This is a genomic window from Tunturiibacter empetritectus (assembly GCF_014201375.1).
GTDB lineage: Bacteria > Acidobacteriota > Terriglobia > Terriglobales > Acidobacteriaceae > Edaphobacter > Edaphobacter lichenicola_D.
Map to the genome: position 1 here is coordinate 522,031 of NZ_JACHDZ010000001.1, position 24,613 is coordinate 546,643.

16 protein-coding genes, 2 tRNA genes and 3 rRNA genes are annotated in these 24,613 nt (G+C 57.2%); 9 read left to right on the top strand and 12 right to left on the bottom strand.

Going from position 1 to position 24,613, the window contains the following annotated elements; translation table 11 throughout:
• Window positions 1-13: 13 nt before the first annotated feature.
• Both HDF10_RS02270 and HDF10_RS02275 read right to left on the bottom strand, forming a co-directional pair.
• On the bottom strand, window positions 14-3,586 hold the full coding sequence (locus HDF10_RS02270) for a TonB-dependent receptor (RefSeq protein ID WP_183810062.1): 3,573 nt from the start codon (window positions 3,584-3,586) through the stop codon (window positions 14-16).
• 8 nt (window positions 3,587-3,594) lie between these two features.
• A complete protein-coding gene (locus HDF10_RS02275) occupies window positions 3,595-4,422 on the bottom strand; it encodes a hypothetical protein (protein WP_183810064.1) in 828 nt (275 codons plus the stop codon).
• Window positions 4,423-4,550: 128 nt separating this feature from the next.
• Between HDF10_RS02275 and HDF10_RS02280 the strand changes: the two genes are divergently transcribed.
• Window positions 4,551-5,324, top strand: a complete 774-nt coding sequence (locus HDF10_RS02280) for a VIT1/CCC1 transporter family protein (protein WP_260177555.1) — start codon at window positions 4,551-4,553, stop codon at window positions 5,322-5,324.
• A 490-nt stretch (window positions 5,325-5,814) separates the two neighbouring features.
• Here HDF10_RS02280 and HDF10_RS02285 read toward each other — a convergent pair whose 3' ends face one another.
• A complete protein-coding gene (locus tag HDF10_RS02285; protein WP_183810066.1) occupies window positions 5,815-6,366 on the bottom strand; it encodes a DUF4337 domain-containing protein in 552 nt (183 codons plus the stop codon).
• A gap of 945 nt (window positions 6,367-7,311) precedes the next feature.
• Here HDF10_RS02285 and HDF10_RS02290 point away from each other — a divergent pair.
• From HDF10_RS02290 to rrf, 5 genes are all read left to right on the top strand, one after another.
• Window positions 7,312-8,811: ribosomal RNA gene (locus tag HDF10_RS02290) — 16S ribosomal RNA — on the top strand.
• 319 nt (window positions 8,812-9,130) lie between these two features.
• Window positions 9,131-9,207 (top strand) — tRNA-Ile (locus HDF10_RS02295).
• A 52-nt stretch (window positions 9,208-9,259) separates the two neighbouring features.
• Window positions 9,260-9,335 (top strand) — tRNA-Ala (locus HDF10_RS02300).
• Between the two features lie 389 nt (window positions 9,336-9,724).
• Window positions 9,725-12,675, top strand: a 23S ribosomal RNA gene (locus HDF10_RS02305).
• A gap of 158 nt (window positions 12,676-12,833) precedes the next feature.
• A 5S ribosomal RNA gene (gene rrf, locus HDF10_RS02310) occupies window positions 12,834-12,950 on the top strand.
• Together the 16S, 23S and 5S rRNA genes with 2 tRNA genes alongside form the textbook arrangement of a ribosomal RNA operon.
• 177 nt (window positions 12,951-13,127) lie before the next feature.
• Here the strand turns inward: rrf and HDF10_RS02315 are convergent.
• A complete protein-coding gene (locus HDF10_RS02315; RefSeq protein ID WP_183810067.1) occupies window positions 13,128-13,457 on the bottom strand; it encodes a hypothetical protein in 330 nt (109 codons plus the stop codon).
• 50 nt (window positions 13,458-13,507) lie between these two features.
• On the bottom strand, window positions 13,508-14,005 hold the full coding sequence (locus HDF10_RS02320; RefSeq protein ID WP_183811473.1) for a TIR domain-containing protein: 498 nt from the start codon (window positions 14,003-14,005) through the stop codon (window positions 13,508-13,510).
• Between the two features lie 187 nt (window positions 14,006-14,192).
• On the opposite strand from HDF10_RS02320, the gene HDF10_RS20540 reads away from it, so the two are divergent.
• Window positions 14,193-14,351 carry a hypothetical protein gene (locus tag HDF10_RS20540; RefSeq protein WP_221271366.1) on the top strand — a complete coding sequence of 53 codons (159 nt, stop codon included), beginning with the start codon at window positions 14,193-14,195 and terminating at the stop codon, window positions 14,349-14,351.
• A gap of 345 nt (window positions 14,352-14,696) precedes the next feature.
• Window positions 14,697-15,617 (top strand): SAM hydrolase/SAM-dependent halogenase family protein, encoded by a 921-nt coding sequence (locus HDF10_RS02325; protein ID WP_260177556.1) that lies wholly within the window; start codon window positions 14,697-14,699, stop codon window positions 15,615-15,617.
• A 61-nt stretch (window positions 15,618-15,678) separates the two neighbouring features.
• On the opposite strand, the gene HDF10_RS02330 is transcribed toward HDF10_RS02325, so the two are convergent.
• The 5 genes from HDF10_RS02330 to HDF10_RS02350 all read right to left on the bottom strand — a co-directional run bounded on the left by HDF10_RS02330 (window position 15,679) and on the right by HDF10_RS02350 (window position 21,212).
• On the bottom strand, window positions 15,679-17,490 hold the full coding sequence (locus HDF10_RS02330; protein ID WP_183810070.1) for a DUF4097 family beta strand repeat-containing protein: 1,812 nt from the start codon (window positions 17,488-17,490) through the stop codon (window positions 15,679-15,681).
• Window positions 17,491-17,493: 3 nt separating this feature from the next.
• Window positions 17,494-18,759: a B-box zinc finger protein gene (locus tag HDF10_RS02335; RefSeq protein WP_183810072.1), complete on the bottom strand. Its 1,266-nt coding sequence runs from the start codon at window positions 18,757-18,759 to the stop codon at window positions 17,494-17,496.
• Window positions 18,756-19,775, bottom strand: a complete 1,020-nt coding sequence (locus tag HDF10_RS02340) for an anti-sigma factor family protein (protein ID WP_183810073.1) — start codon at window positions 19,773-19,775, stop codon at window positions 18,756-18,758. The genes HDF10_RS02335 and HDF10_RS02340 overlap by 4 nt, the downstream gene beginning before the upstream one ends.
• 33 nt (window positions 19,776-19,808) lie before the next feature.
• On the bottom strand, window positions 19,809-20,612 hold the full coding sequence (locus HDF10_RS02345; RefSeq protein ID WP_260177557.1) for an RNA polymerase sigma factor: 804 nt from the start codon (window positions 20,610-20,612) through the stop codon (window positions 19,809-19,811).
• A gap of 66 nt (window positions 20,613-20,678) precedes the next feature.
• A complete protein-coding gene (locus HDF10_RS02350; protein WP_183810075.1) occupies window positions 20,679-21,212 on the bottom strand; it encodes a superoxide dismutase family protein in 534 nt (177 codons plus the stop codon).
• Here HDF10_RS02350 and HDF10_RS02355 point away from each other — a divergent pair.
• On the top strand, window positions 21,211-22,890 hold the full coding sequence (locus HDF10_RS02355; RefSeq protein ID WP_260177558.1) for a S10 family peptidase: 1,680 nt from the start codon (window positions 21,211-21,213) through the stop codon (window positions 22,888-22,890). The genes HDF10_RS02350 and HDF10_RS02355 overlap by 2 nt on opposite strands.
• A 48-nt stretch (window positions 22,891-22,938) precedes the next feature.
• Here HDF10_RS02355 and HDF10_RS02360 read toward each other — a convergent pair whose 3' ends face one another.
• On the bottom strand, window positions 22,939-23,910 hold the full coding sequence (locus tag HDF10_RS02360; RefSeq protein WP_183810077.1) for a hypothetical protein: 972 nt from the start codon (window positions 23,908-23,910) through the stop codon (window positions 22,939-22,941).
• Between the two features lie 71 nt (window positions 23,911-23,981).
• Entirely contained in the window at window positions 23,982-24,596 is a 615-nt protein-coding gene (locus HDF10_RS02365; protein ID WP_183810079.1) for a thymidine kinase, read from the bottom strand.
• Window positions 24,597-24,613 lie beyond the last annotated feature (17 nt).

Consider the following 24,613-nt stretch of genomic DNA (forward strand, 5'->3'; position numbering starts at 1 on the left):
GCGCTCCTCAAAATCAAAACCGATACCGCGCCAGCACCGTCAACCGCCGCATCGTCGCAGCCGAGGTCACCTGTCCAAACGTCTGCGAGTTCAACGTCGTATCGATCCCCGAGTACTGCACCGTGTTGAAGACATTCGTCGCCGTCACCCTCGCCTCAAACGACCGCGTCTCGCCCAGCGCCACCGTCCGCGACAACGAAGCATCCGCCACAGTAATCCCCGGCCCCTCAATCGACCCACGCGACGCGGTCCCATATCCATTCGCCGGAGCCGTGAACGCCGCCGCATTGAACCAGTTTAGAATCGTCCCCTGCCCCGGAATCGGCTGCGAAAACACCCTGTCCGGCCGCAGCGTATCGTTGGTCCCCGTAGCCGTCTCCGCCACCGTCGAAACATAGTGCGGCGTAAAGTAAGTCCCCGACGCAAACGTAAAATCGCCAGACAAAGAAAATCCATCGAGCGCCCTCGACCAGAATCCCCCCTTCGACAAGAACGCCCGATTTGGCCCGAACGGCAACTCCAGCACCCAGTTTCCCGTAACCTGGTGCCGCACATCGAACGAGCTGTTCCCCTCCTCAGCATTCAAGTCCTTGTCGTTCTGCGCTGGCACTACCGTCGTTCCACCAATCGACGAAGCATTATCAATCGAATGCCCATAGTGATACGTAGCCTGCAGCGAAACCCCCTTCTGCAGCCGCTTCCTCACATTCACGCTCAGCTGTTGCAACCGAGAAAACCCCAAGGAATCCTCATAGTTGAACGGCTGTGCCCACGGATTTAGCACCCCCGTCGCCGTCCGATTCGGCGCCCGCACAATATCCAGCTCCCCGCCCTTCGCCCCGTTGTATCCAATATTCGCCACGATTCCCAGCGGCAACGTCCGCTGAATATCCACGTTCCACACCTGCACATGCCCCAGCCTGTAATCCAGATTCGCCGCGTAGTTGTTCTGCACCGGCGTGGTCGAGCAGCCAAACCCATTCGCCAGCGTCAGCGTCGCGGGCGTGCATCCCGTCTGCCCCACCACATTCGTCTGCGTCAGCGCAAACGGCACCTGCGCCGAAAGATTCCTCGCCAGCGTCGCATACTGTCCCGTGTTGAAGTTAATCCCATATCCACCGCGCACCACCGTGTCCTTGAGGATCTTCAGCTTCGGCCGATACGCAAACCCCACCCGCGGCGAGTACATATTCCTGTCCGGATTCACTAGCGACCGCACCGTCCCCGCCGTACATGCCCCCGCAATCGCCACCGGGCATACCGGCGTCACCACTGAGAAATCCGCATTGTGATTCAGATTCACCAGCCGATTATCCTTCTCCACATAAGGCGAAAAATACTCATACCGAATCCCGTAGTTCAACGTCAGATTCGCCAGCGCCCGCCAGTCATCCTGCGCATACCAGTCAAAGACATTCGCGCGCAGATAAGTCTTCTGCGTCGCCGCCTGAATCGCCGACTGCTGCGGAAGCCCAAGTAGAAGGTCAGCCAAACCGTACCCACTCGCTGGAACCACCGGGCAAGTCACCGTGGATGACGGCGTACACGAGCTCGCTGGATTCTGCGTCGCATACCCGGTAAACGTGAACGACCCCACCACATTCGTCCCCCCCACCGTGTCCGCATGCACTCGCCGAATATCAAACCCATAGCGCATATTGTGCTTCTTGTATCTGTAACTCACAAAGTCTGAAAACGAGATCGTCTGGTTCACCGCATCGTTCGGCAGCGCCTGCGTCAAGCCGGTAAAGTTCGAGATGCTCACACTCGGCAGACCGTTATAGATCCCCGCATCGCCGCCAATCACCGGCTTCGGGATCGTGATCCCCGTCCCATCCAGAGGATCGCTCCCATCCGTAAAGTAATTCCGCGCCGTGCTGTGCGAGCGGTTCCAGTTGATCGAAGCATTGTTTGTCAGCTTCCCATATCCGATCGTGTATCCCGCAGTCACTCCATATCCATTCGTCTCGGTCGCGCCCCCCAGCGGCAGAAAGATATTCCGATTATCCGCAGCCGTGTGCGAGTAGCTCCCATTGAAGTTGATATTCTGCCGCAGCGTCGCCGGCCCGTTGCCCTGTTCCTGCCTGCGTCCGCCGCCAAACGTATTGTTCTGCCCAAAGTTCCGAACGTATCGCAACGCCGCTGTCGTCGCGTTGTTTCCCGCAGTCGTAATCGTCTGGTAGTTGTAACCCTGTCGCCCCGTCGCCGCAATATTCGGCGCAGAATAAAAGTTCAGCAGCGCCTTAGCCTGCGCAGAGATCTGGCTCGGACAGATCACATTCAACACACCACCGCAGCTGAACTGTTGTCCCGTCGCCGGGTCATACAGCGTCTGCGCCAGACGCGAAAAATCTCCGGCCCGCTCATTGTCCGTTCCATTCGTCCCATCGGTCGGCACCGTGCCGTACAGGTTCGAGGGCGTAATATTCCGCTGCCCCGTCACGTTGAAAAAGACAAACTGCTTCGTACTCGCCTTCACCAATCCCGGAATAAACGGCGACCCCGTAAAGCTCACGCCAAATCTGTTCGAGCTATAAGCCGGCTTCACCACCGGTGCTCCCGTCAACGAAAAGTTCGTCGCATCCAGCGCTCCATTTCCTCCCTGATAAAACACCGCTCCATGCGGCTGCGTGGGATTGAATCCTCGAAACCCGCCACCACCTCCTCGGCCGCCACCGCCGCCGATGAAGATCTGATTGCCGCCACCCCCTCCACCGGGTCCGCCGCCACCCGGCCCGCCAAATCCGCCGCCTCCCGCCAATCCGCCCAGCAACCCGGCAACCGAACTCGCAATATCCCCAACCGCCCCACCCTGCCGTTGCGCCTGCGCAATCGCGTCCTGCACCCGCGTCCGAATATCATCTTCGCTATATCCCGCCAGCCCATTCGTCTGTCCCACCGCGCCATTCACCGTCACCGAATCGCTCGCTGCCGCCTCGCCTCCCCCAATCCCCGCGAGCGACGGAAGCTGCGCCCCGGCACTCCCTCCTCCGCCCACCGTCGCGTCAGCCAAACCCGACGCGTCCCCAGTCACGCTCAACGACTGCAGCCCCCGCGCAACTCCAGCACTCGTCGCCGCAGCTTGGCGCTCCTCCTGCTGCTGCACTCTCGAAGCAAGCTGCAACCCAAACTCCGCCACCTGCGCAGGTTTGCCGCCATTCTGCCCGGCGGCGTTGATCAAGACCTCCTTCGTCTCGGCTGCAAACGCTGCCAGCTCAGCCCTCACCACGTAGCGCCCGTTGCGCGGAACCGTCATGGCAAACACGCCATTCACATCGGTCGTTGTCGCATACTTCTTCCCGGTCAGCGTATTGCTCGCCGTCACGGCAACCCCGGGCAAGGGAACTGCTCCAGCCTTCACCGTCCCGCTGATCGTTCCGCCACTCGCCTCAACCGCAGCAGGTGCCGTCGCAGCCGGCGTCTCAACCGCAGCAGGCGCCGCTTCCTGCGCCGGTGTTGCCGCACTTGGTGGAACCGGCGGCACAGTCTGTCCCCACGCGCTCCCAACCAACACCAGCCCCAACGCCCAGCTCAACGCTACTGATCGAATCGATCCCCGCACATTCGCCTCGCCTCGCAAACTCATCGCCCGCATCACTGAGGAACCGCAACAGGCTTTGTCGGAGCAGGAGCCCCGGCGGGAGCAGAAGCAGCTCCATTTCCACTTAGCTCGCGCCGTCGCCTCCGCGCCATCGCCGCCGCATCCGAAACCCCCAGCTCCGTAGGCACAAACAATCCATTCTTCAGCGCCCCACGTCCGGCGACTGCATCTCCAACCTTCACGTCCGCAAGCGTAATACTGTCTCCCCCGGCGCCATCGCCAGCCCCATTTGCAGATCCCGCTCCGGCACCGCTCCCTCTTCCACCAGCCGGCCCCATCTCAGTCACACCCGCTCCACTCGCAAGCATCGACATCCCACGCCCGCCGCGCTTGAACGAGGTCTGCTCATCCACCCCAATCACCTGGGTCACACCATCCGGACGCAACACCGTCAGCTTCAGCGCGTCCATGTCAATCGCCGTCACCCTCCCGGTGATGTAGACCTTACCCATTCCCTCCCGCGCCTTCTTCACCTGCTCGGCATCCATCACGCCGACAAACACCGCATGCACCGTCTTCGTCGAAGGATCCAGCACCCCCATCGCCCCCACGCCGTCCCCCGCTTTGATATCTGCAACCTTCACCGGCTGCCGGTCTTTACTCACGCGCGTATTCGCGGAGAAGACCACCTGGTATACCTCGCCCGCCTCAGTCTTCACCGTCAGATGATCCGCAGTCGCGGCGGTCACTGTTCCCCGAACCATCTGCCCACCCGCAAAGACAGCATCACCCTCGCGGTTGTCTTCCCCCTGCTGAGCGCGCACGCCGGGCGGCAAAGCTGCCATAGCCATCACCAGCGCCATCGTTCTAAAACGTCCCATATCCCGCTGTCTCATGCACCATCCGCCTTGCTCTTGCGTCCACAGTCCCGTGCTCATACAGACGGTTCGACTGCTCGAAAGACTCCCTGCAGCCCGCAAAAACATCCCCGTTGAACCGCTCTAGTCGGATGCTTCTTCCGCCTGCACAAAGCCTGCACTACACTACCCAAATGCATGAAGTAGCCCACGCGCCCCACACCCACGGCCCCCACATCGAAGGCCACTTCGAATCCTCCGAGGTCGTTCGCGATATCGTCATCGGCCTCTCCGACGGTCTCACCGTTCCCTTCGCCCTCGCCGCAGGTCTCTCCGGCGCCGTCGCCTCCTCCCGCATCGTCGTCCTCGCCGGCCTCGCCGAAATCGCCGCCGGCTCCATCGCCATGGGCCTCGGCGGCTATCTCGCCGCCCGCGGAGACGCCGAACACTACATCTCCGAACGCCGCCGCGAAGAACGCGAGATCGTCGAACGCACCCGCGACGAAGAAGAAGAGATCTATGAGATCTTCGAGCACTACGACGTCGATCGCGCCAGCGCAACGCCAGTCCTCAACGCGCTCAAACAAAACCCCACCGCCTGGGTCGACTTCATGATGCGCTTCGAACTCGGCCTCGAGGAGCCCGCCCGAAACCGCGCTCACCGCTCCGCCCTCACTATTGCGATCTCCTACATCGCCGGCGGACTCATCCCTCTGCTCCCCTACATGCTCGTCCCAGACAACCTCACCGCCCTCAAACTCTCCGTCGTCATCACGCTCGTAGCCCTCGCAATCTTCGGAGCGTTGAAGGGAAGGCTGGTGGGCACCGGCTGGCTGCGCAGCGCCCTCCAGACCGTTCTCATCGGTGGAGCCGCAGCCGCAGTCGCCTACACCCTCGCCCGACTTCTCAACAGCAGCTCGAGCTAGTCATCCCTGTTGTCTGTTTGTCACTTATCCTGTGCGAGTTGTCTGTTTTTTTCGCTCATTTTCTGAGCGAAAAGAAGCAGCCTTTCAGCGTCCAGGGTAAGATTCTCGCGATCTTCCGGCTAAACTGCGCTGTCAAGCCTTATCCAGACTCAATCAACTTAGAATCAGCAACATACGCATGGCTTATCAGTTACCCTCAATTCGCTACACTGGATCCAGTGCAGAAATCAGAAAAGGACCTGCCGGATGCCACTCTGAGGCAGGGGGGCACCCTGTAAGTACTTGCAGGGAAGGAATTTGTATGCAACTCGTTTGTTATGTCTTCTTTAGAAGCCTAGCCAGCGCGTAAGATTATCATAATAAATCACTTACGCGCTGGTAATAGGGGGGGGTAGTACCTCCGGAGAAAATCGGAGAGTTCTGCCCACTCCGCAACGGATTACGCAACGGCACCACCCGGAATACTCAGGCGCTGTGAATCAAAAGGCCCCTAACGCACAAGCGAGGCAGAGACAGCGATAACGACCCCCGCCGCCCCCAGAGAAAGCCCAAGAAGAAAATAGGCTCGTCTCCGGGTGAATAGCGTAACCGAGCACAGAACCACAGCAATCTGCAGCAGCGCCTCTCCAAGATCATAACGAGAGGCCTTGGCCTCGGCGTGAGTTACCTCAGCCTCAAACTCACGAGCCTTCTCCTGCTCCTCGGCCAGATCTTCCTTCCACTTCTCGATGTGAGCCTCATACTCCTTCCGCTTCGCCTCGGTGGCAGCAGCATTGAGCGTTGGCTCCATCGCCAGTAAATCCAGGGTGACCGAGAGATTATCCATGCGAATCTTCTTCGCCTGATACTCGTTCCACTGATCGCCCGCGCGAGACTGCATCAGTACCGCATCGGTGTGTGTGCGATGTCCAAGCACGGTGACCATAGCAACCAGCACCGCCAGAACCGAGATCCCCAGCGAGATGCTCTTCAGCGACTCCCCGCCCGACTCCCCCGACTCCTTCATCTGATTGGCAAACTCTGAGACTTCATTGGCTTCCATAGTGGAACGATTCTAGACCGTACACCCAGCCTCACGGTTCAAAACGAAGATCGAGGAGCAATTCCAGTCAACACGTCAAATAATCGAAGATTTCTTACCCGCGTCTTTTCTGGACGAAACCGACTTTTCTACAGGAACTCCCAATTATTCACAGCATTGAGCTTGCGCAGCGTCTCAGTCGCTGATAATCTCAGGAAGTCGCAAAGAGACACACGGCAAGAGACGAAGTGGAAAGCATGAGGCTTGCACGGAAACGAAAAGCACGATACTCTAGGTGAGAAGTAAAGCAATACTGCTTCGCACCTTGGCTCTGGCAACGTAAGAGCAAGTAACAAGGGATGACGGAGCGCAGTCCAAGCGTTTGATATCGGTTTAGAGCCTGAGGGCCTACCGGCAATACAAACCCAAGCCACTGCAGTTGATTTGAGATGCACCAGGAGCTAAGTGCTCCGCGCTCGTCTTCGAGCGTCACGATGTTTTGATATTTTGCGCTGAGCGAATAGCTGTCAAGTCTGTCTTCGAAGTCTTTAGGAAAAGCGAAATTCTAAAGAAAACGAAAATAGAAGTTGACAGGTAAGCTGAAGATTGATAATCTCAGAAAGTTCGCTAAAACGTCACACGCTACTGAAGTGCTCCTCGAATAGGCTGAAGTAAGGCCGGTAAAAGCAACGAGAGAGATAAAGTAAGTAGCAAATACAGACGACAACAGCGCATCAAGTTCGAGGACACGAATATGGCTTATGCCGATTCAGTCCTTGATCCAAAGCTGCCCGCTTAGGTGGATGCAGTTCGGATCTTTGACAACATAGTTGAACGTGCCAGTCGTGAGATGATACGAAATTTGGTTTAGTCATTCTCACTAGTTATAAACCTCCGGGTGTTTTCGAGCACCGGGGGCGCTTGATCCGCACCGACCCCTGTCGACGTGCGGCAAGCAAACCAAGATTAAACGAGAGTTTGATCCTGGCTCAGAATCAACGCTGGCGGCGTGCCTAACACATGCAAGTCGCACGAGAAAGGGTAGCAATACCTGAGTAAAGTGGCGCACGGGTGAGTAACACGTGACTAATCTACCCTCGAGTGGGGAATAACTGAGAGAAATCTTAGCTAATACCGCATAACACTTACGAGTCAAAGCAGCAATGCGCTTGGGGAGGAGGTCGCGGCCGATTAGCTAGTTGGCGGGGTAATGGCCCACCAAGGCGATGATCGGTATCCGGCCTGAGAGGGCGCACGGACACACTGGAACTGAAACACGGTCCAGACTCCTACGGGAGGCAGCAGTGGGGAATTTTGCGCAATGGGGGAAACCCTGACGCAGCAACGCCGCGTGGAGGATGAAATATCTTGGTATGTAAACTCCTTTCGATGGGGAAGATTATGACGGTACCCATAGAAGAAGCCCCGGCTAACTTCGTGCCAGCAGCCGCGGTAATACGAGGGGGGCAAGCGTTGTTCGGATTTATTGGGCGTAAAGGGTGCGTAGGCGGTTTGGCAAGTCTTGTGTGAAATCTTCGGGCTCAACCCGAAGTCTGCACAAGAAACTGCCGGGCTTGAGTATGGGAGAGGTGAGTGGAATTTCCGGTGTAGCGGTGAAATGCGTAGATATCGGAAGGAACACCTGTGGCGAAAGCGGCTCACTGGACCATAACTGACGCTGATGCACGAAAGCTAGGGGAGCAAACAGGATTAGATACCCTGGTAGTCCTAGCCCTAAACGATGATTGTTTGATGTGGCAGGTACCCAATCCTGCCGTGTCGAAGCTAACGCGATAAACAATCCGCCTGGGGAGTACGGTCGCAAGGCTGAAACTCAAAGGAATTGACGGGGGCCCGCACAAGCGGTGGAGCATGTGGTTTAATTCGACGCAACGCGAAGAACCTTACCTGGGCTCGAAATGTAGTGGAATCCGGCAGAAACGTCGGCGTCTAGCAATAGACCGCTATATAGGTGCTGCATGGCTGTCGTCAGCTCGTGTCGTGAGATGTTGGGTTAAGTCCCGCAACGAGCGCAACCCTTATCTTCAGTTGCTACCATTTAGTTGAGCACTCTGACGAAACCGCCTCGGATAACGGGGAGGAAGGTGGGGATGACGTCAAGTCCTCATGGCCTTTATGTCCAGGGCTACACACGTGCTACAATGGCCGGTACAAACCGCTGCAAACCCGCGAGGGGGAGCTAATCGGAAAAAGCCGGCCTCAGTTCGGATTGGAGTCTGCAACTCGACTCCATGAAGCTGGAATCGCTAGTAATCGTGGATCAGCATGCCACGGTGAATACGTTCCCGGGCCTTGTACACACCGCCCGTCACATCACGAAAGTGGGTTGCACTAGAAGTCGGTGCGCTAACCGCAAGGGAGCAGCCGCCCAAGGTGTAATTCATGATTGGGGTGAAGTCGTAACAAGGTAGCCGTAGGAGAACCTGCGGCTGGATCACCTCCTTTCTAAAAGAGAACGCCTCGACACACTTTAGCGCCCTGCGATTGCAGGAAACTTGGTTTTGCGACCAAGTTGAGCTTCAAGTGACGTTGTCGAGAACCATCTTGATAAGCCTCGGCAAGTCTCGATGAGCCTGAACTAAACCCTCTTTTTTTCGATATCTGTCAACACCGATGGTCAATAGCGGCGTAGCTGCTATGCACGTTCAACTGTGTCCTCGAAACCTTTCGAGAGAGCTCGATTCTTGATTCTTCGGAGTCAACAACAGAGCAGCCTGCGCATCAGGCTCCTTGCTGATAAGCTGGAGGCTGGTGCTGTAGAGTCGGGCCTGTAGCTCAGTTGGTTAGAGCGCACCCCTGATAAGGGTGAGGTCGGTAGTTCGAATCTACCCAGGCCCACCACCTTTATCCCGACGGTCAGGTAATCTGACCATCGTACTTGTGTAAATCACAAGGGGCTGTAGCTCAGTTGGGAGAGCACCTGCTTTGCAAGCAGGGGGTCAACGGTTCGATCCCGTTCAGCTCCACCATACGTCTCGATTGGCATCTTCGATATGTAATGCAAGCGATGTCTGCTTGAGGTTGAGTCTCTGCACTGCGGAGATTGAACCTTGAGCAGGAATGCTCAAGCCGCCTGAGGGCGCGAAGTGATGGCGCAGTGATGCGAATCGCTCCATGATTTTTGACAACTGAATAGATTGGGTAAATATAACTACAAGGCTGAGCAGCTAGCTTTCAGGTTGTTTCTGATAGCGACGCTGTCGTCAGTATTGAGTGTCTTTAGAATAATTTTCGTGTTACCGACCTGATTCTCGCAAGTTGAGATGACGGTTGTACGACACAGGCGTGGACTATATCAAACGTAGATAGCTCTAGTGTTGCGGAGGTTGTCACTCTGCTGCGTGCGAGTAAATTCTATGGTCAAGCTACTAAGGGCGCACGGTGGATGCCTTGGCAGAAACAGGCGATGAAGGACGCGGCAAGCTGCGATAAGCTTCGGGGAGCGGCACACACGCGTTGATCCGGAGATTTCCGAATGGGGAAACCCACCCAGGTAAAACCTGGGTATGTCCAACTGAATTCATAGGTTGGAACAGGCGAACGGAGGGAAGTGAACCATCTCAGTACCTCCAGGAGGAGAAAGAAACCTCGATTCCGATAGTAGTGGCGAGCGAAATCGGAACAGCCCAAACCCGTACTATTTAGGTAGTTCGGGGGTTGTAGGGCCTGCAAAAGTAGAGTTACCAATCTGGTTGCTAGTCGAATCTTCTGGAAAGGAGATCCAAAGAGGGTGACAGACCCGTAGACGAAAGCGATCCAGACTCGAAGCAGGTACCTGAGTAAGGCGGGGCACGAGAAACCCTGCTTGAATCCACGGGGACCATCCCGTAAGGCTAAATACTCGTTTCTGACCGATAGTGAACCAGTACCGTGAGGGAAAGGCGAAAAGCACCCCATTGAGGGGAGTGAAAAGTACCTGAAACCGTGTGCCTACAAGCAGTGGGAGGACTATGCCCGTAAGGGAATGTCTGACCGCGTGCCTATTGCATAATGAGCCGGCTAGTTATTCTTGTCAGCAAGGTTAAGCGTGAGCGAGCCGCAGCGAAAGCGAGTCTGAATAGGGCGATAAGTTGGCAGGAATAGACGCGAAGCGGGATGATCTACCCTTGGCCAGGTTGAAGGTGAGGTAACACTCACTGGAGGACCGAACCGGTGTTTGTTGAAAAAAGCTCGGATGAGCTGAGGGTAGGGGTGAAAGGCTAATCAAATTCCGTTATAGCTCGTTCTCTCCGAAATAGCTTTAGGGCTAGCCTCGGGTGATTTGGATCGGTGGTAGAGACATGGATAGACTAGGGGGCTTTCCGGCTTACTGAATCTAATCAAACTTCGAATGCCGATTACAACCAGCCCGGGAGTCAGACTGTGGGGGCTAAGCTTCACAGTCGAGAGGAAAACAGTCCAGACCGCCTGCTAAGGTCCCAAAATTACAGTTAAGTGGGAAAGGAAGTCGGAACGCTCAGACAGCCAGGAGGTTGGCTTAGAAGCAGCCATCCTTTAAAGAAAGCGTAATAGCTCACTGGTCAAGCGGTCCGGTGCCGACAATACAACGGGGCTAAAACTGTATACCGAAGCAGCGGATGCACACCATTAGGTGTGCGTGGTAGGAGAGCATTCTGTCGTGGATGAAGCGCAACTGGGAAGATGCGTGGACATTACAGAAGAGACCCTGCCGGCATAAGTAGCGATAATGAAGGTGAGAACCCTTCACGCCGAAAGTCTAAGGTTTCCTGAGGAAGGTTAATCCGCTCAGGGTTAGGCGGTCCCTAAGCTGAGGCCGAAAGGCGTAAGCGATGGAAATCCGGTTAATATTCCGGACCTCCCAATATCTCGTTATTACGATGGGGTGACGCATAAGGATAGGCAGGACATTATATGGCTATGGTGTTCGATACGCGTAAGCTGGTTTCTCTAGGCAAATCCGGAGAGGCTTAACAGTGAGGCGTAAAGCAGTAAGCCGAATGGCTGAAAGCTGCTGATTTCATGGTGCCAAGAAAAACCTCTAAGGAGAGAGATTGGGAACCGTACCACAAACCGACACAGGTAGACGAGGAGAATATCCAAAGGCGCTCGAGTGAAAGCTTGTTAAGGAACTCGGCAAATTAGACCCGTAACTTCGGGAGAAGGGTCGCCCTTCAGGGTGCAAGCCCAGAGGGGCCGCAGTGAAACGCGAACGGCGACTGTTTAACAAAAACACAGGTCTCTGCAAAGTCAAAAACGACGTATAGGGGCTGACTCCTGCCCGGTGCCGGAAGGTTAAAGGGAGAGGTTAGGGCGCAAGCTCGAAGCTTTGAACTGAAGCCCCGGTGAACGGCGGCCGTAACTATAACGGTCCTAAGGTAGCGAAATTCCTTGTCGGGTAAGTTCCGACCTGCACGAATGGAGTAACGATCGTTCGACTGTCTTAACGAGTTGCTCGGCGAACTTGTAGTACCGGTGAAGATGCCGGTTACCCGCAGCTAGACGAAAAGACCCCGTGCACCTTTACTATACTTTTACTATGAGTTACGGCCACTGCTGCGCAGGATAGGTGGGAGGCTTTGATACCGGACTTTTGGGTTCGGTGGAGCCAACGGTGAGATACCACCCTGCGGTTGTTGTGATTCTAACCTGCTCCCGTAATCCGGGAGAGGGACATAGTAAGACGGGTAGTTTGACTGGGGCGGTCGCCTCCTAAATTGTAACGGAGGCGCGCGAAGCTACACTCAGGTCGTTTGGAAATCGACCGTCGAGTGCAAAGGCATAAGTGTGGTTAACTGCGAGACCTACAAGTCGAGCAGATGCGAAAGCAGGCCTTAGTGATCCGGTGGTTCTGTATGGAAGGGCCATCGCTCAACGGATAAAAGGTACGCCGGGGATAACAGGCTGATCGAAGCCAAGAGTTCATATCGACGCTTCGGTTTGGCACCTCGATGTCGGCTCATCACATCCTGGAGCTGTAGAAGGTTCCAAGGGTTCGGCTGTTCGCCGATTAAAGTGGTACGTGAGCTGGGTTCAGAACGTCGCGAGACAGTTCGGTCTCTATCTGCTGTGGGCGTAGGAGATTTGAAGAGGGCTGTCCTTAGTACGAGAGGACCGGGATGGACGAACCTCTTGTGTTCCAGTTGTCCTGCCAAGGGCACGGCTGGGTAGCGAAGTTCGGTTGTGATAACCGCTGAATGCATATAAGCGGGAAGCACGCTCTAAGATGAGATCTCCCAACCCAAAAGGGAAATGAAGGGCCCTAGAAGACCACTAGGTTGATAGGCTGGAGGTTGAAGTGCAGTAATGCATGTAGCTTACCAGTACTAATCGCCCGTTCGGCTTGTCCATAGAATTTACTCTGCGCAGTGAGAAAGTCCACTGTTCTGGAGTCATTCAATACAAGCTTTGTAGTTATATCTTTTGGAAAATACGCAGTAAATGCAACAAACGTCTAATCCCAATCTATTCAGTTGTGAAAGATCGCGAGAGCGAGATTTCAAAAGTTTGCCGGTGAGTTTACCGCGAGGGTCACACCCGTTCCCATCCCGAACACGGAAGTTAAGCCTCGTTGGGCCGATGGTACTGCACGCGTAAGTGTGTGGGAGATTAGGTGATCGCCGGCATATTACAGAGCCCCATCCTTTCGAGGATGGGGCTTTTTTATTTTCCGCACCCAGTCGTTCTGGAACGCCGGCCATGCTTCTGCAGGTCCGGAAAGTCAATAGCGGAGGACCGACCAATTGGCTGTGGATAAATTTGGTCTTCGGCATTTATGGTGCGTTGTGGTTGATTTCGGGTAATTAGGGGTCAGTGCTGGTTCTCAGCCTGAGATCTTCTGCTTTTTTGGCGGTAGGAGGAGAAGTTTCCTGCTGCAAAATCGTGGTTGTTTTGTGGTCGATACGTGGTTGCATGATGGTGTAATTGTGGTCGTTGAGAGTGGAGGGCCGCTTGTCGGATTCAGGTCGTCGTCCAGGTAGCGCGTCGTCACGCCGCCCACCATCTTTGCGATGACTGAGCCACCCATCGTTGTAGATTGTGAAGTCGGGTTCCCAGGCCCCGGGCCACTCCCCATCCTCCTCCAACTCCTCGCCTACCACATAGCCGTCCGCCGAGTCTGCGACGTAGGCCAACCCGCAACTTGGCGAAGAGTGTCACTATTGAATAATGGACTTTTTACCAGCTATGGAAGATTGCGCCCCTTCATATCTGAAATAGCATCAAGGAGTGCAACCGTGTCGTTCACATCTAGTGTGTCGCCTTTATAGCGGAGTTCGAGAAGGCCCTGCAGATTACTGGGAAGCTTGACGCCATCTTTTACAACGAGAATAAACCTCTCTCCGAACAGCGCCATAGCTGCACCAATTTCGATTAAGACGTTGTCATTTAGAACTACGTGTTGGTTGCCCTCTGCATCAACCAAAATGCGTTCATTTTCGACCAAAATGATAGCTGCTCCGCAAGATCGCATTTCCTCCATAATTTTGCCAGGAACGGGCAGAGAAACAGTCTGAGAGTTAACCGATACGACAGCTTCCAGATCTCCGAACTTTAAGAGGTTACGAATTGGTTCAATCAGTGCACGATTCTTCCCATGAGTAATGAAGACGCGCTTTGACCGAGCTACCTTGAACCCATCTTTCTCAGGTGGCTGGTCTGTGCGAGATTGAGAGAATGTGATTCGTCCTTAGCATCTTCCTCAAAAAGCAGCACGGGCGATTGAGGGCTATTCGTTTTATCTACTAACTTCGCCGTTCCCTTCAAATCAACATACTGCTTATCACTAATCGATCGAAGAAGTCCGACTGATTGAGCATTATCCAAAATCATTGAAAGGGCGTCCGCTGTTCGTTCTGAAGGAACACCCATTGTCTGAAGAACATTTTGGCGATGTCAGTCTTCGGGAGTGCTGCTCCATCGTATTTGCGAAGGAAGTCCCCGATGAGCTTTGGTGCCAGCACTGCTTCCTTTCTCGCCAGGTCGACATCCCCGTCATTGGTCAGGGGGCGCACGATTCGAAGCCCTAAAGGCGTAATGCCGATCTCATTTGCGCTATAACTCCCCGTGGTAAGCGGGACTTGCGCGCGCCTGACAGCAGGGGGTTGAGTTCACTGAACTTGCATCTGCACAAGGTTTGGTGGTCCGTTGTCCGTTTCAATGGCAAATCCTGGCTATCGTTCACCAGATACAACGTGAAATTGTCCGTGGTTGCACGGCGATCTGTGTCTGACTGACGCTCTCCTGATAATTACCGGCCTGGTTAGCCAGACGGTGCAGAGCCGCCGCTCGCTTGCAAGTGGACGGCGGGGGCTGGGTATGATGAAGGGAGATCCCTATTTCATTCTGTGAGGCTGCTGGTGAGACGACTCGATTTGTTCAGAAAGATTTTTGTTCTGTTGGTGGTGGCTGGCTTCTTAGGGACGGGTTTTGTTCGGGAGGCTTCGGCACAGAGCGGCTCCGCTGGAAGTGCTGGAACGGCGCTGCGGACGATTGGATTTATGACGGACTTTGATGTGAAGGACGATGCTGTTGGAATCTGCAAGGCGGTGATGAATGGAGTTGCGCCTGGGGTTGAGATCATCGACATCACGCATCAGGCGACGCCGTACGACATTGCACAGGGTGCGCGGTTTCTTGCAGGATCTTCGCCTTACTTTCCGAAGGATGCGGTGTTCGTTGTCGTCATCGATCCTACGGTGGGAAGTACGCGCAAGGCCATCATTGCTCGTTCGAAGACGGGGCAGTATTTTGTGCTGCCGGATAACGGTCTGCTGACGCTGGTTCAGGATCGAGACGGAATTGATGGAGTGAGACAGATCACCAATCCGGAGTGGATGATCGGGGCGAAGACCTCCTCGACCTTTCATGGCAGAGATATTTTTTCTCCGGCGGGGGCGCATCTTGCGCGAGGCGATGACTGGACGAAGGCTGGCCCGGCGGTGGAGGTGGCGAGCCTGGTGAGGCTCAGTCTTCGCAGCGCGGTGGTGGATGCGTCGGGCCTGCATGGTGAGGTGATTGGGACCGATGGGCCGTTTGGAAACCTGGTGCTGAACGTGCCGGCTGAGACGTTTGCGAAGCTTGGGTACCACGTGGGGGATGTCGTTCCGGTGCAGGTGGGAGACCACCTTTACCAGTTGCCGTTTGTGAAGACCTTCAGCGATGTGGCGGTTGGGAAGCCTCTGGCTTACATTGATTCGCGCGGCCGGTTGAGCCTGGGGATCAATCAGAACAGCTTTGCGGATACCTATGGAGTGAAGGCGTCGACTCCGATTTCGATTGCGGCGAAGAGATGAGGTTCAACTTGCAGTGAAGTGCGGGTGTCGCTAGCAGCCAACGGAACTATTGGTTTTGATCCTACTGCTGTTTGGCGTCGCGTTTGGCCTCGTCGGCAGCTTGTTTGGCTTCACGTTTCGCCTCATCTGCTGCCTGCTTTGCCTCGCGTTTAGCTTCGTCTGTTTGCTGCTTTGCTTCGCGCTTCGCTTCTTCTGCTTCCTGCTTGGCTTCGCGGGTGGCTTCTCGTGCCTCTTGCTTCGCGTCCTGGATAGCCTGGCGAGCCTCGGGAGGCATCATGGGAGACAGAGGCGGAAGGGGCATGGCGGTGATCTTTGGCATGGGAGGCAGAGGCGGCAGGGGCATGATGCTCCCCTTCTTCAAAGAGATGTCGCCCTGGCTTGTTGAGATGTGAAGGAGGGGACCGCCTTTGCCTGCGGTACCGCTGATGGTCTTCTTTTGCAGGCCGCCGTCGGGGATCTGGATCTCCGAGAAGTCGCTTTCGATGTCGCCGTTGGTGGCGTCAAGCTGGTAGGCGAAGTTTGACTGCTCGGGCAGGGTGAGGTTGACCGAACCGTTGCGATTCTCGACGGTGACATTGCCGAGGGGAGGCGCGCTGGTGAGATCGACCGAGCCGTTGCGATTGGTTACGGAGACGTCTCCCGCGATTCGTTCCAGGGTGACGTTTCGATTGCCTGCGGTGAGGGTAAGCGGACCGACGGCCTCACTGGCGGTGATGTCGGAGTGGCTGATATCGATCTCGCCATCGAGACGGGCGAACTGAAGGTCGGTGCGGCTGGTGTGGAATTTGATGGGGCCACGGATGCGCTCGAAGTGGGTGGTGCCGAAGAAGTCTCCGCTCATGGTGACTGGGCCGGAGAGGTCGGAGAGCGTGGTGTCGTGGCCGCGGCCTTGAATGGTGAGGGGGCCGGAGACGCTGTGCGCGGAGAGATCGGAGTCGCTGTTATTGACGTGAGTGATGACCGGCCCTGTGATGCCGGTGAGCTCGATGTTGCCGTGGTTCGCCGTAACCTGAAGGGGAGCCTTGAGCGCACTGACGTGCACGTCGCCGTGGTTGGCGGTGACGACCAGGGGTGCCGTCGCAGGGAGGGAGATGGTGAGGTCGGCGCGGGTGCCGTCGATGGCTGGTATGGAGAGCACCAGGCTGTCTCCTGTGCTGGTCAAGGTCGGGCTGAGCTTTTGTGCTTTGCTGTCGGCGTCCGAGTCGGACCGTGTGTAGACCTGTTTGTGGACGGAGATATGGATCTGGTTGTCGTCGCTGGTGCCGGAGATGGAGATGTCGCCGCGAGGGTTGTCGACGGTGAAGCCGCTGTTGGCGGGAAAGGACTGCGAGAGTACCTGGTCGCTCTCGTGTTTGTCGCCGAGAAATTCGTCGATGTTGTCTTGATTGAGGTTGAGGCCGTTGAGCATGTAACCGTGGCCGTTACCATTTCTGACGCTGCTGAAGACGATGCCGGTGATGCCCAGGATCAGGAGCAGGGCGAAGACGCCACCGCCGAGACGGCGACGATATTGTGGCTGGGTGTCATCGGACTGCATGTATTGGTCGTAGGCCCACTCCAGAAGCATGATGACGCCGGCGCCTACGAGCAGGATGGGCCAGAAGCGAGCGTACCAGTCCCAGAGACTGTGAGCCGCGACGCGGCCGGTCTGCACGAGGAGAAAGAGGATACCGATGGTGATCAGCAGCAGGGGCCCGAGGATGGAGCTGCGGCGAAGACTGCGGGCCTGGTAGCGGTAGGCGTCACGCTGGGCTCGGGCCATGTCGCGCTGGGCGCGGGCCTGCTCTTTGAGGACGCGGCGCTGATACTTCCAGTCGCCGCCGTAGGGAGGGCCGGGCGGTGGCGGATAGGGTGGAGGAGGATAGCTTCCCATGGCCTAGCTCCCTTCCTGATCGTGCTGGTTGGAGGGAACGATGCTGGTGCTCGGAGTGGCTGGTGGGGGCGTAGCGATCGGGGAGGACGGAGGAACCCCATAAGGGTAGGCTACGGCTGCGGCAGAGTTGAAGGACGTGCGCTGAAAGACTGCCATGAGACCGGCGACGATGATGAAGAGCGGCCAGCTGTGGGACCAGGAGAGGATATCGAAGGAGTCGAGCAGGAAGAGGACGCCGACGAGAATGACCCAGATGGAGCCGCGCAGTGCGCTGAAGAGCCGGTATTGGTAGGCGGGGGTGCCGTCGTCTGAGAGGCCGTTGCCGGTGCCGGTCATCTTGTGAACGAAGAGCCAGACGCCGAGTCCGATCAGGAAGAAGGGCACGATGCGGTGGATGGGGAAGTGATGGAAGAGGCCAGCATTGCCGACCAGGAAGATGCAGCCAAGGCCGATCAGCCAGAGGGCGCCGGCGGGGAAGCGGTTACGCGGTATGGGGAGGTTGGGATCGACCGGGTAGGCTGGCGCGCCGTAGGGAGGGATCGGGGGTACGGGTGGGGGGGCGTAGTTCTCCCACGAGGGGGTTCCCCAGGCGGCAGCGGATGTTTGTTGAGGCGGATACTGTGGCGGATAGCCTGCGGGCGGGGCCGCGTAGGCGCTGCTCGGTGGGGAGTTGGGGATGTCTGATGTGGGTGCGGTTCCTTGCGGAACGAAGGGGGCTGCCGGGCCGGAGTGGCTGACGCCGGGCCAGGATTTACCGAAGCCCAGGCGCTCGCCGAGATCGTTGAGACCGAAGGGATTGGGGAGTGGAGTGCCGTCGCGGCGGGCCTTGGCGGTGTGGTAGGCCTCGATGACCTGGTAGCAGACCCAACCGGCGATGAAGAGGCCGAAGATGCCGTGCTGGTCGGCGAGGCTGATAAGAATTGCGAAGACAACCAGGTGAACGACGCCCTTGGCGTACTGGCCGTTGTACATCGCACCGACGCCGGGGATAAAGCCCAGGAGTGCGGCGAGACCGGGGTTTGGTGCTCCCGGAGGGATGGTGGGCGGAATGACGCCGCTGGCAGAGTAGTTTACGCCGGCTTCGGATCCGCTATAGGCGTAAGAGCCAGCAGCGGGGGCTGCGGCTCCGACACCTGAGAGTTTGGCGGCGAGGCAGGGTTCGCAGAAGACAGCAGAGCCGACGGTGCGGGTGCACTCCTGGCAGAGTGGTTTGCCGCAGTTCTGGCAAAAAGCAACGCGTTCACGTTCAGGATGGTTTGCGCAAGTCATACCAATCCCCCTTCCAACTTAATAACACTGGGAGTAAAGACAACAAAATCTTGAGACTGGAAGGGGAGAGGGGCCCGGGTGCTGATGGAGGCTACGAGCTGAACGTTTCCGCCTGGGGTTTCGCGGCGGCTGGAGCCAGGGTTGGGTTTGGGGCTGTTCTGCTTCTGGTCGTTCTTCTCGCCGGGCTTCTGGTCCTTTGGATTATTCGGATTGTCCGGCTGGGCGCCAGCCGGCTTGTTGCCAGGCTGGGTGGAGTCGTTCTGGTTGACTGGGGTGCTGGTGGAGCTGGTTGAGCCACTATCGTCGGAGGAGCGCTGCAGGTCGCGGACGCGGGACTCAAGCTCGTAGACCACGCGGAGGTTGTCGGAGTAGCGGACTACCTTGGCCTTGGCCTCATAGCAGCTGCGCATGATGCTGGAGGGTTTGAGGTCGCTGGCGTGAAGTTGACTGAGGTGGATGCCGGTGAGGTTCATGGTGAGGGCGATGGAGAAGAAGGCCATTGCAGCGGTCATGGCGAGGCGCGGCTGCAGCATGGTCTGGCCCAGGGAACGAAGTCCATAGGTGACCCGAGTGCGGAAGGGAAGGACCTTGGCAGAGGCGAAGGGGCTGGTTGCGAGGGCTTCTCCAACGGGGGGAAGCAGGGACGAATGGCCAGGGAGGGTGTTCGGTGTGCGAAGGTAGTCGGTTCGGCCGAGGATGATCGGGGCCTGGTCTTCTTTGGCAGGGCCGAGGGCGGTCTTGCCGCTGGTTTGGGCGAGAATGCTCTCAAAAAGGGAGACGGGGGGCTCGGGGCGGGGAGATTTGAGCATCTCCATCCAGGTGGCTCCGCGCTGGGCGTCGGCGAGCAGGCCGGCGCAGCTGGGGCAGCCGATCATGTGGGTGTCAAAGGTGGCCTGGTCTGCGGCGGAGAGGGTGCCGTCGAGGGCATCGGCGAGCATGGCCTCGCACTGCGCGCAGTGCTGAGGATCTCCGGGTGCGCCTGGTTTGACGCTGCCGAATTGGTTGTAGTCTGCCACTTTAAACCACCTCTCTCTCTAGCACTATGTCCACTAACTTTCTATACGTTGCAGAAGCCTTGCAAGTTCCCCGCGACCGCGACTGATGCGGCTTTTTACAGTTCCTTCGGGTATGCGGAGAACCTGTGATATCTCTTTGTAATCCATATCCTCGAGATCGCGCAGGATAACAGCTTCGCGAAGCTCTGGGGAGAGTTGTTTCAGTGCGCTCTGGACGCGAACTTTGAGCTCGAGTCCGGCCACATGATGCTCCTGGGAGGGCCGGGGGTCGGCGAGCCGGTCGGCCATGGTGGGGCCGTCCTCTTCGCCGTCGAAGGTGGCATCGAGGGACTCGGAGGCGCGCTCTAGGCGGGTGCGGCGAAAGTGGTCCACCAGGAGATTGCGGGCCAGCGTGGTGATCCAGGTCTGAAAGCTGCCTTTTTGGGTATCGAAGCTGGCGAGGTTCTTGTAGAGCTTGAGGAAGACCTCCTGGGTGAGGTCCTCGGCGTCGGTGCCTGAGCCGGTGAAACGGTAGCAGATGGCGTAGATACGGCGATGCTGGGAGGCGACGAGCTGCTGCCAGGACTGGGAGTCGCCGGCCATGCACTGGCGCACCAGTTTGGCTAGGGCTTCCTGCGCTGCTTCCTGTGCCGCATCCTGTTGTGGGGTACGCTCCAACTTCGCCTCAAGTGATTTTGTCGGTGGGAGAAGTGTACCGCGTGGAGCGGGGGATGGATTGATTTGTTGTTGGACTTGAAGGATTTCGGCGTGTTGGGTAACGTGCTGTGCCGGGACTCGCGGCAGGCGGCGCGTAGGGGATTTGAGCGCCGTGTGTCGGCTCACTGTCGGAATCGCCATGTGCAGAACGCCCATGGATTGCTATACGCATGGGCGTTCCGGTTTGTTCAAAGATGGACAGTGGGGTTAGGGCGTTGGAGCGGAGATGACGCCGCAGGCGATCCGGTTGCCGGAGTTTCCGGAGGGGTCGGTCTTCATGTCGTCGGCTTTTTCGTGGATGACGAGGGAGGTACCTCCGTTGGCGAGGATGCTGTTCGCTGCGGTGGGGTCCATCGAAAGATAGTTCACGTTGAAGGTGGCGTGACCGAGATGGCCTTCGCCGATGGTGACGTTATTTGGCAGGTCGCCGGCATGGTGGCCCATGGGGTTCTGGAAGCCGTGCTGTTTGTTTTCGGGGTTGAAGTGGCCGCCTGCGGTTTTGAAATCGGGTGCGTCGCAGAGGGCTTTGGCGTGGATGTGGACGCCATGCTCGCCTACGGGGAGGTTCTTGAGGTCGAGCTTGATGCGAACGCCCTTCTTAGAGGGGCTGAAGGTGGCGGTTCCTGCATCTTCGCCGGTGCCGGTTTTGATGGGAACGATGACGATGTTCTTTGGTTCTGGCTTGGCGAAAGCGGGGACAACGAGAAGGCTAAGGGTGACGGCGGTGAGGATGTTGCGCATGGGCTCTCTTCTCCAAATCGGCTACCTGATGAGAATACCGAAGTATTTGTTTGGGTTGCGTGTTGCATGGGAAGAACTATGTAAAATTTGGACCATGATTGCAACGCGGTTTCCGTCCCTGTCGAAGTTCGTGTTTTTTTCGGTCCTTCTTACAAGTTTTTCTGCACTGGTTCCTCTTCCCGCGGCGGCTCAGGCTGCGCCGGATTCGAAACCATCTGACGCTAAACCTGCTGACGCGAAGCCTGCGGCTACGCCGGGAATCTCGGTTACGTTGCCCCCTCTTCCGGCGGACGCGCATGTGGAGCAGACGATGCAGCTTGAGGGCAAGACGCTGCACTACACCGTGACTGTGGGTACGCTGCCGGTGCGGGATAGCAAGGGCGGGCTGAGCGGCGAGGTGGTTTATACGTCCTATGTTGTTGAGGGCAAGGATCGCGTTGTTGAGGGCAAGGATCGGCCGGTGACGTTTGCATTCAACGGAGGACCGGGCGCGGCTTCGGTTTATCTGAATCTGGGGGCGATCGGGCCGAAGAGAGTGGCGTTCGGTGCGGAGGGGCAGAGTCCGTCGGATCCGGCGATTTTGACGGATAATCCGGGGACCTGGCTGGACTTTACGGACCTGGTGTTTATCGACCCGATTGGGACTGGGTTTTCGCGTTCGCTGGTATCGGAGGAGGAGTCGAAGAAGGAGTTTTATGGGCCCGATCAGGACATTGCGTATCTGTCGCGTAATATCTACGACTGGCTGGTGAAGAATGGGCGGCTGCAGTCTCGCAAGTACATTGTGGGCGAGAGCTATGGGGGGTATCGCGGACCGAGGCTGACGGCTTATCTGCAGTCGCAGACCGGGGTTGCGGTAAATGGGCTGGTGCTGGTTTCGCCGGCGCTGTCTCCGCAGGGTGGTTCGCCGGATATCTCGCCGATTCCGTGGATGATGACGCTGCCTTCGATCGTTGCGGCGAACTATGAGCGGCAGGGCAAGCTGACGAACGAGAACATGGCCGAGGTGATCGACTATACGCGGGGCGAGTATGCGGTGGATCTGATGAAGGGCAACAGCGATCCGGCGGCTACACCTCGTCTGGTGAAGAGGGTGACGGAGCTGACGGGGCTTGATCCGACGTTTGTGAAGCAGTCGGGTGGGCGGCTGGAGACGCAGGCGTTTTTGCGGGAGGAGTTTCGGGAGACGGGCAAGCTGGGCAGCCGGTATGACCCGAATGTGACGGCTTACGATCCGTTTCCTTATAACCCGACGCAGGAGACGCAGGACCCGATTTTGTTGAGTATTATTGCGCCGACGACTACGGCGATGGTGGACTTTGTGACCCGGACGGTTGGCTGGAAGACGGATGCCAGTTACAACGCGCTGTCGTTCGATGTGAACAGGATGTGGGATAACAGCGGTCGGAATGGGGCGTTTTCGGGGTCGGCCTCTGCGACGGATCTGAGGGTTGCGGTGGCTACCGATCCGAAGCTGCGCGTGGTGATTGCCCATGGATGGGCGGATCTATCCTGCCCGTTTATGGGGTCGGTGCTGACGGTGAGCCAGATTCCGCCGATGGGTGATCCGACGCGGGTGCAGGTGCATGAGTATCCCGGGGGGCATATGTACTATGCGCGGTCGGCCAGCTCGCTGGCACTGCGCAAGGATGTCATGGAGATGGTGTCGAAGCATTGAAGCCAGCGCAGTTGAGAGGTGTTTGGTGTGTGTCGAGCCGCGCGACCATTAGGTGCTGGCGTCGAATCGGGCGCTCAGGAAAGATGCCGATACCCTAGCGGTGACCATGCACATCATCAGCAGGAAGGGCACATAGATGCGCGCTTCGGCGACGAGGCCGAACGTGAAGTACATCGGTAGATAGAGGAGAGCAGACGCCATCGCCACTTTTTCCACGGCGGTTAGAGTAGGCCGATAGACCATCAAAAATAGTACGAATGAGACGACCGGCGTCAAGATGATGGTGAGGATCTCGAGATTGTGAAAGCTAAGATTCGGCACGAGCTGGATGTCTAAGCTGTCCTGTGGATAGAGGATGTGCAGGTAAACCTGAATCGCCGCAGAGATGAGGGCGATAAGACTGCCGATGACGATGTAGTCCAAGCTCGCGCAGAATTTACCTTGCGAGCCTCGTTTGACGAGGGGCCAGAGGCCAACGAAAGCGGTCGCCGCCCCAAAGACAAGGGGCACGTCGGTTCGAACGAAGGTTTGGATCAGGACTGCAGCCAGAAGCGGGAGCGACCACATCCGATTCTTTTCGATCTTCGCGAGACAGAAGAGAGAGAACGCCAGGAAGAGAGCGGAAGGCATTGTCTCGGGCCGTTGCCAGGGAACTACCCAAGCAAGCGGAAATTGAATGATCGCCAGGAAGAAGAGGATCTTCAGCGCTCTATCTTTCGGCCGATCCGGCTCTTGGGAGGGGAGATCGACCGTCATCAAATACAGGAGGTAGAGTGCAGAGAACCCTGTTATCAAGTCGAACGCGGCAGCAGTAATGGATGTGTCGGGAACATGGAAGATCCTAGTGGTCGACTGGATCAGAACAGGAAGAGCAAGACGAAAGGTGCCGCCCTTTGGTGGTCTTTGTACTTGTGCGGAGTGCGCGTACATATACCAGCCGTTGTGTACGAAATGGGCTAGTTGCACACAGACGAAGAACAGGAAGATGCCCGTGAGGATTCTTTCTTGTTTTTTGCTCAACGTGAGGTCTCCGGAAGGTCGCCTATTTTTATCATGATCGCGAAGGCGTTCCTGTTTGGCGTTTCTGTGTGTTAGAGAAGCGTTGCGACGGTGGGGAGTTCGAGTTGTTCGGAGTGCTGGTCGTCGAGGAAGGGCTCGAAGTGGGTGCGGCAGCGGGCTTCGTAGAGGCCCGCGGCGCCTACGAGGACGAGCTCCTGGCTTTGGCCTAGGCGCTGAGTGTGGATGGCGGGGGCGCCGCAGACCATGCAGACGGCAGAGAGCTTGGTGACCTCATCGGCGATGGCCATGAGGGCGGGAATGGGGCCGAAGGGCTCGGCGTTAAAGGTGGTGTCGAGGCCGGCGAGGATGATGCGTTTGCCGAGGTGGACGAGCTCTACGGTGAGGGGGAGGATGGTGTCGTCGAAGAACTGCGCCTCGTCGATGCCGATGACGTCGATATCGTCTAACTGAGGCAATAGCGCGGCTTTGAGGTGCTCTACATTGGTGACGGTGCAGGCTTCGTGGGTCTGGGAGCTGTGGCTGGCGATGGAGGTGCGGTGGTAGCGGAGGTCGATGTCGGGCTTGTAGCAGGCGACGCGCTGGCGGGCGATGCGGGCGCGCTTGAGGCGGCGGATGAGCTCCTCGGATTTGCCGGAGAACATTGGGCCTACGATGGTTTCGATTCTGCCGGGGATGGGGTGGGTCATTGGTAAGGAGGCCTTTT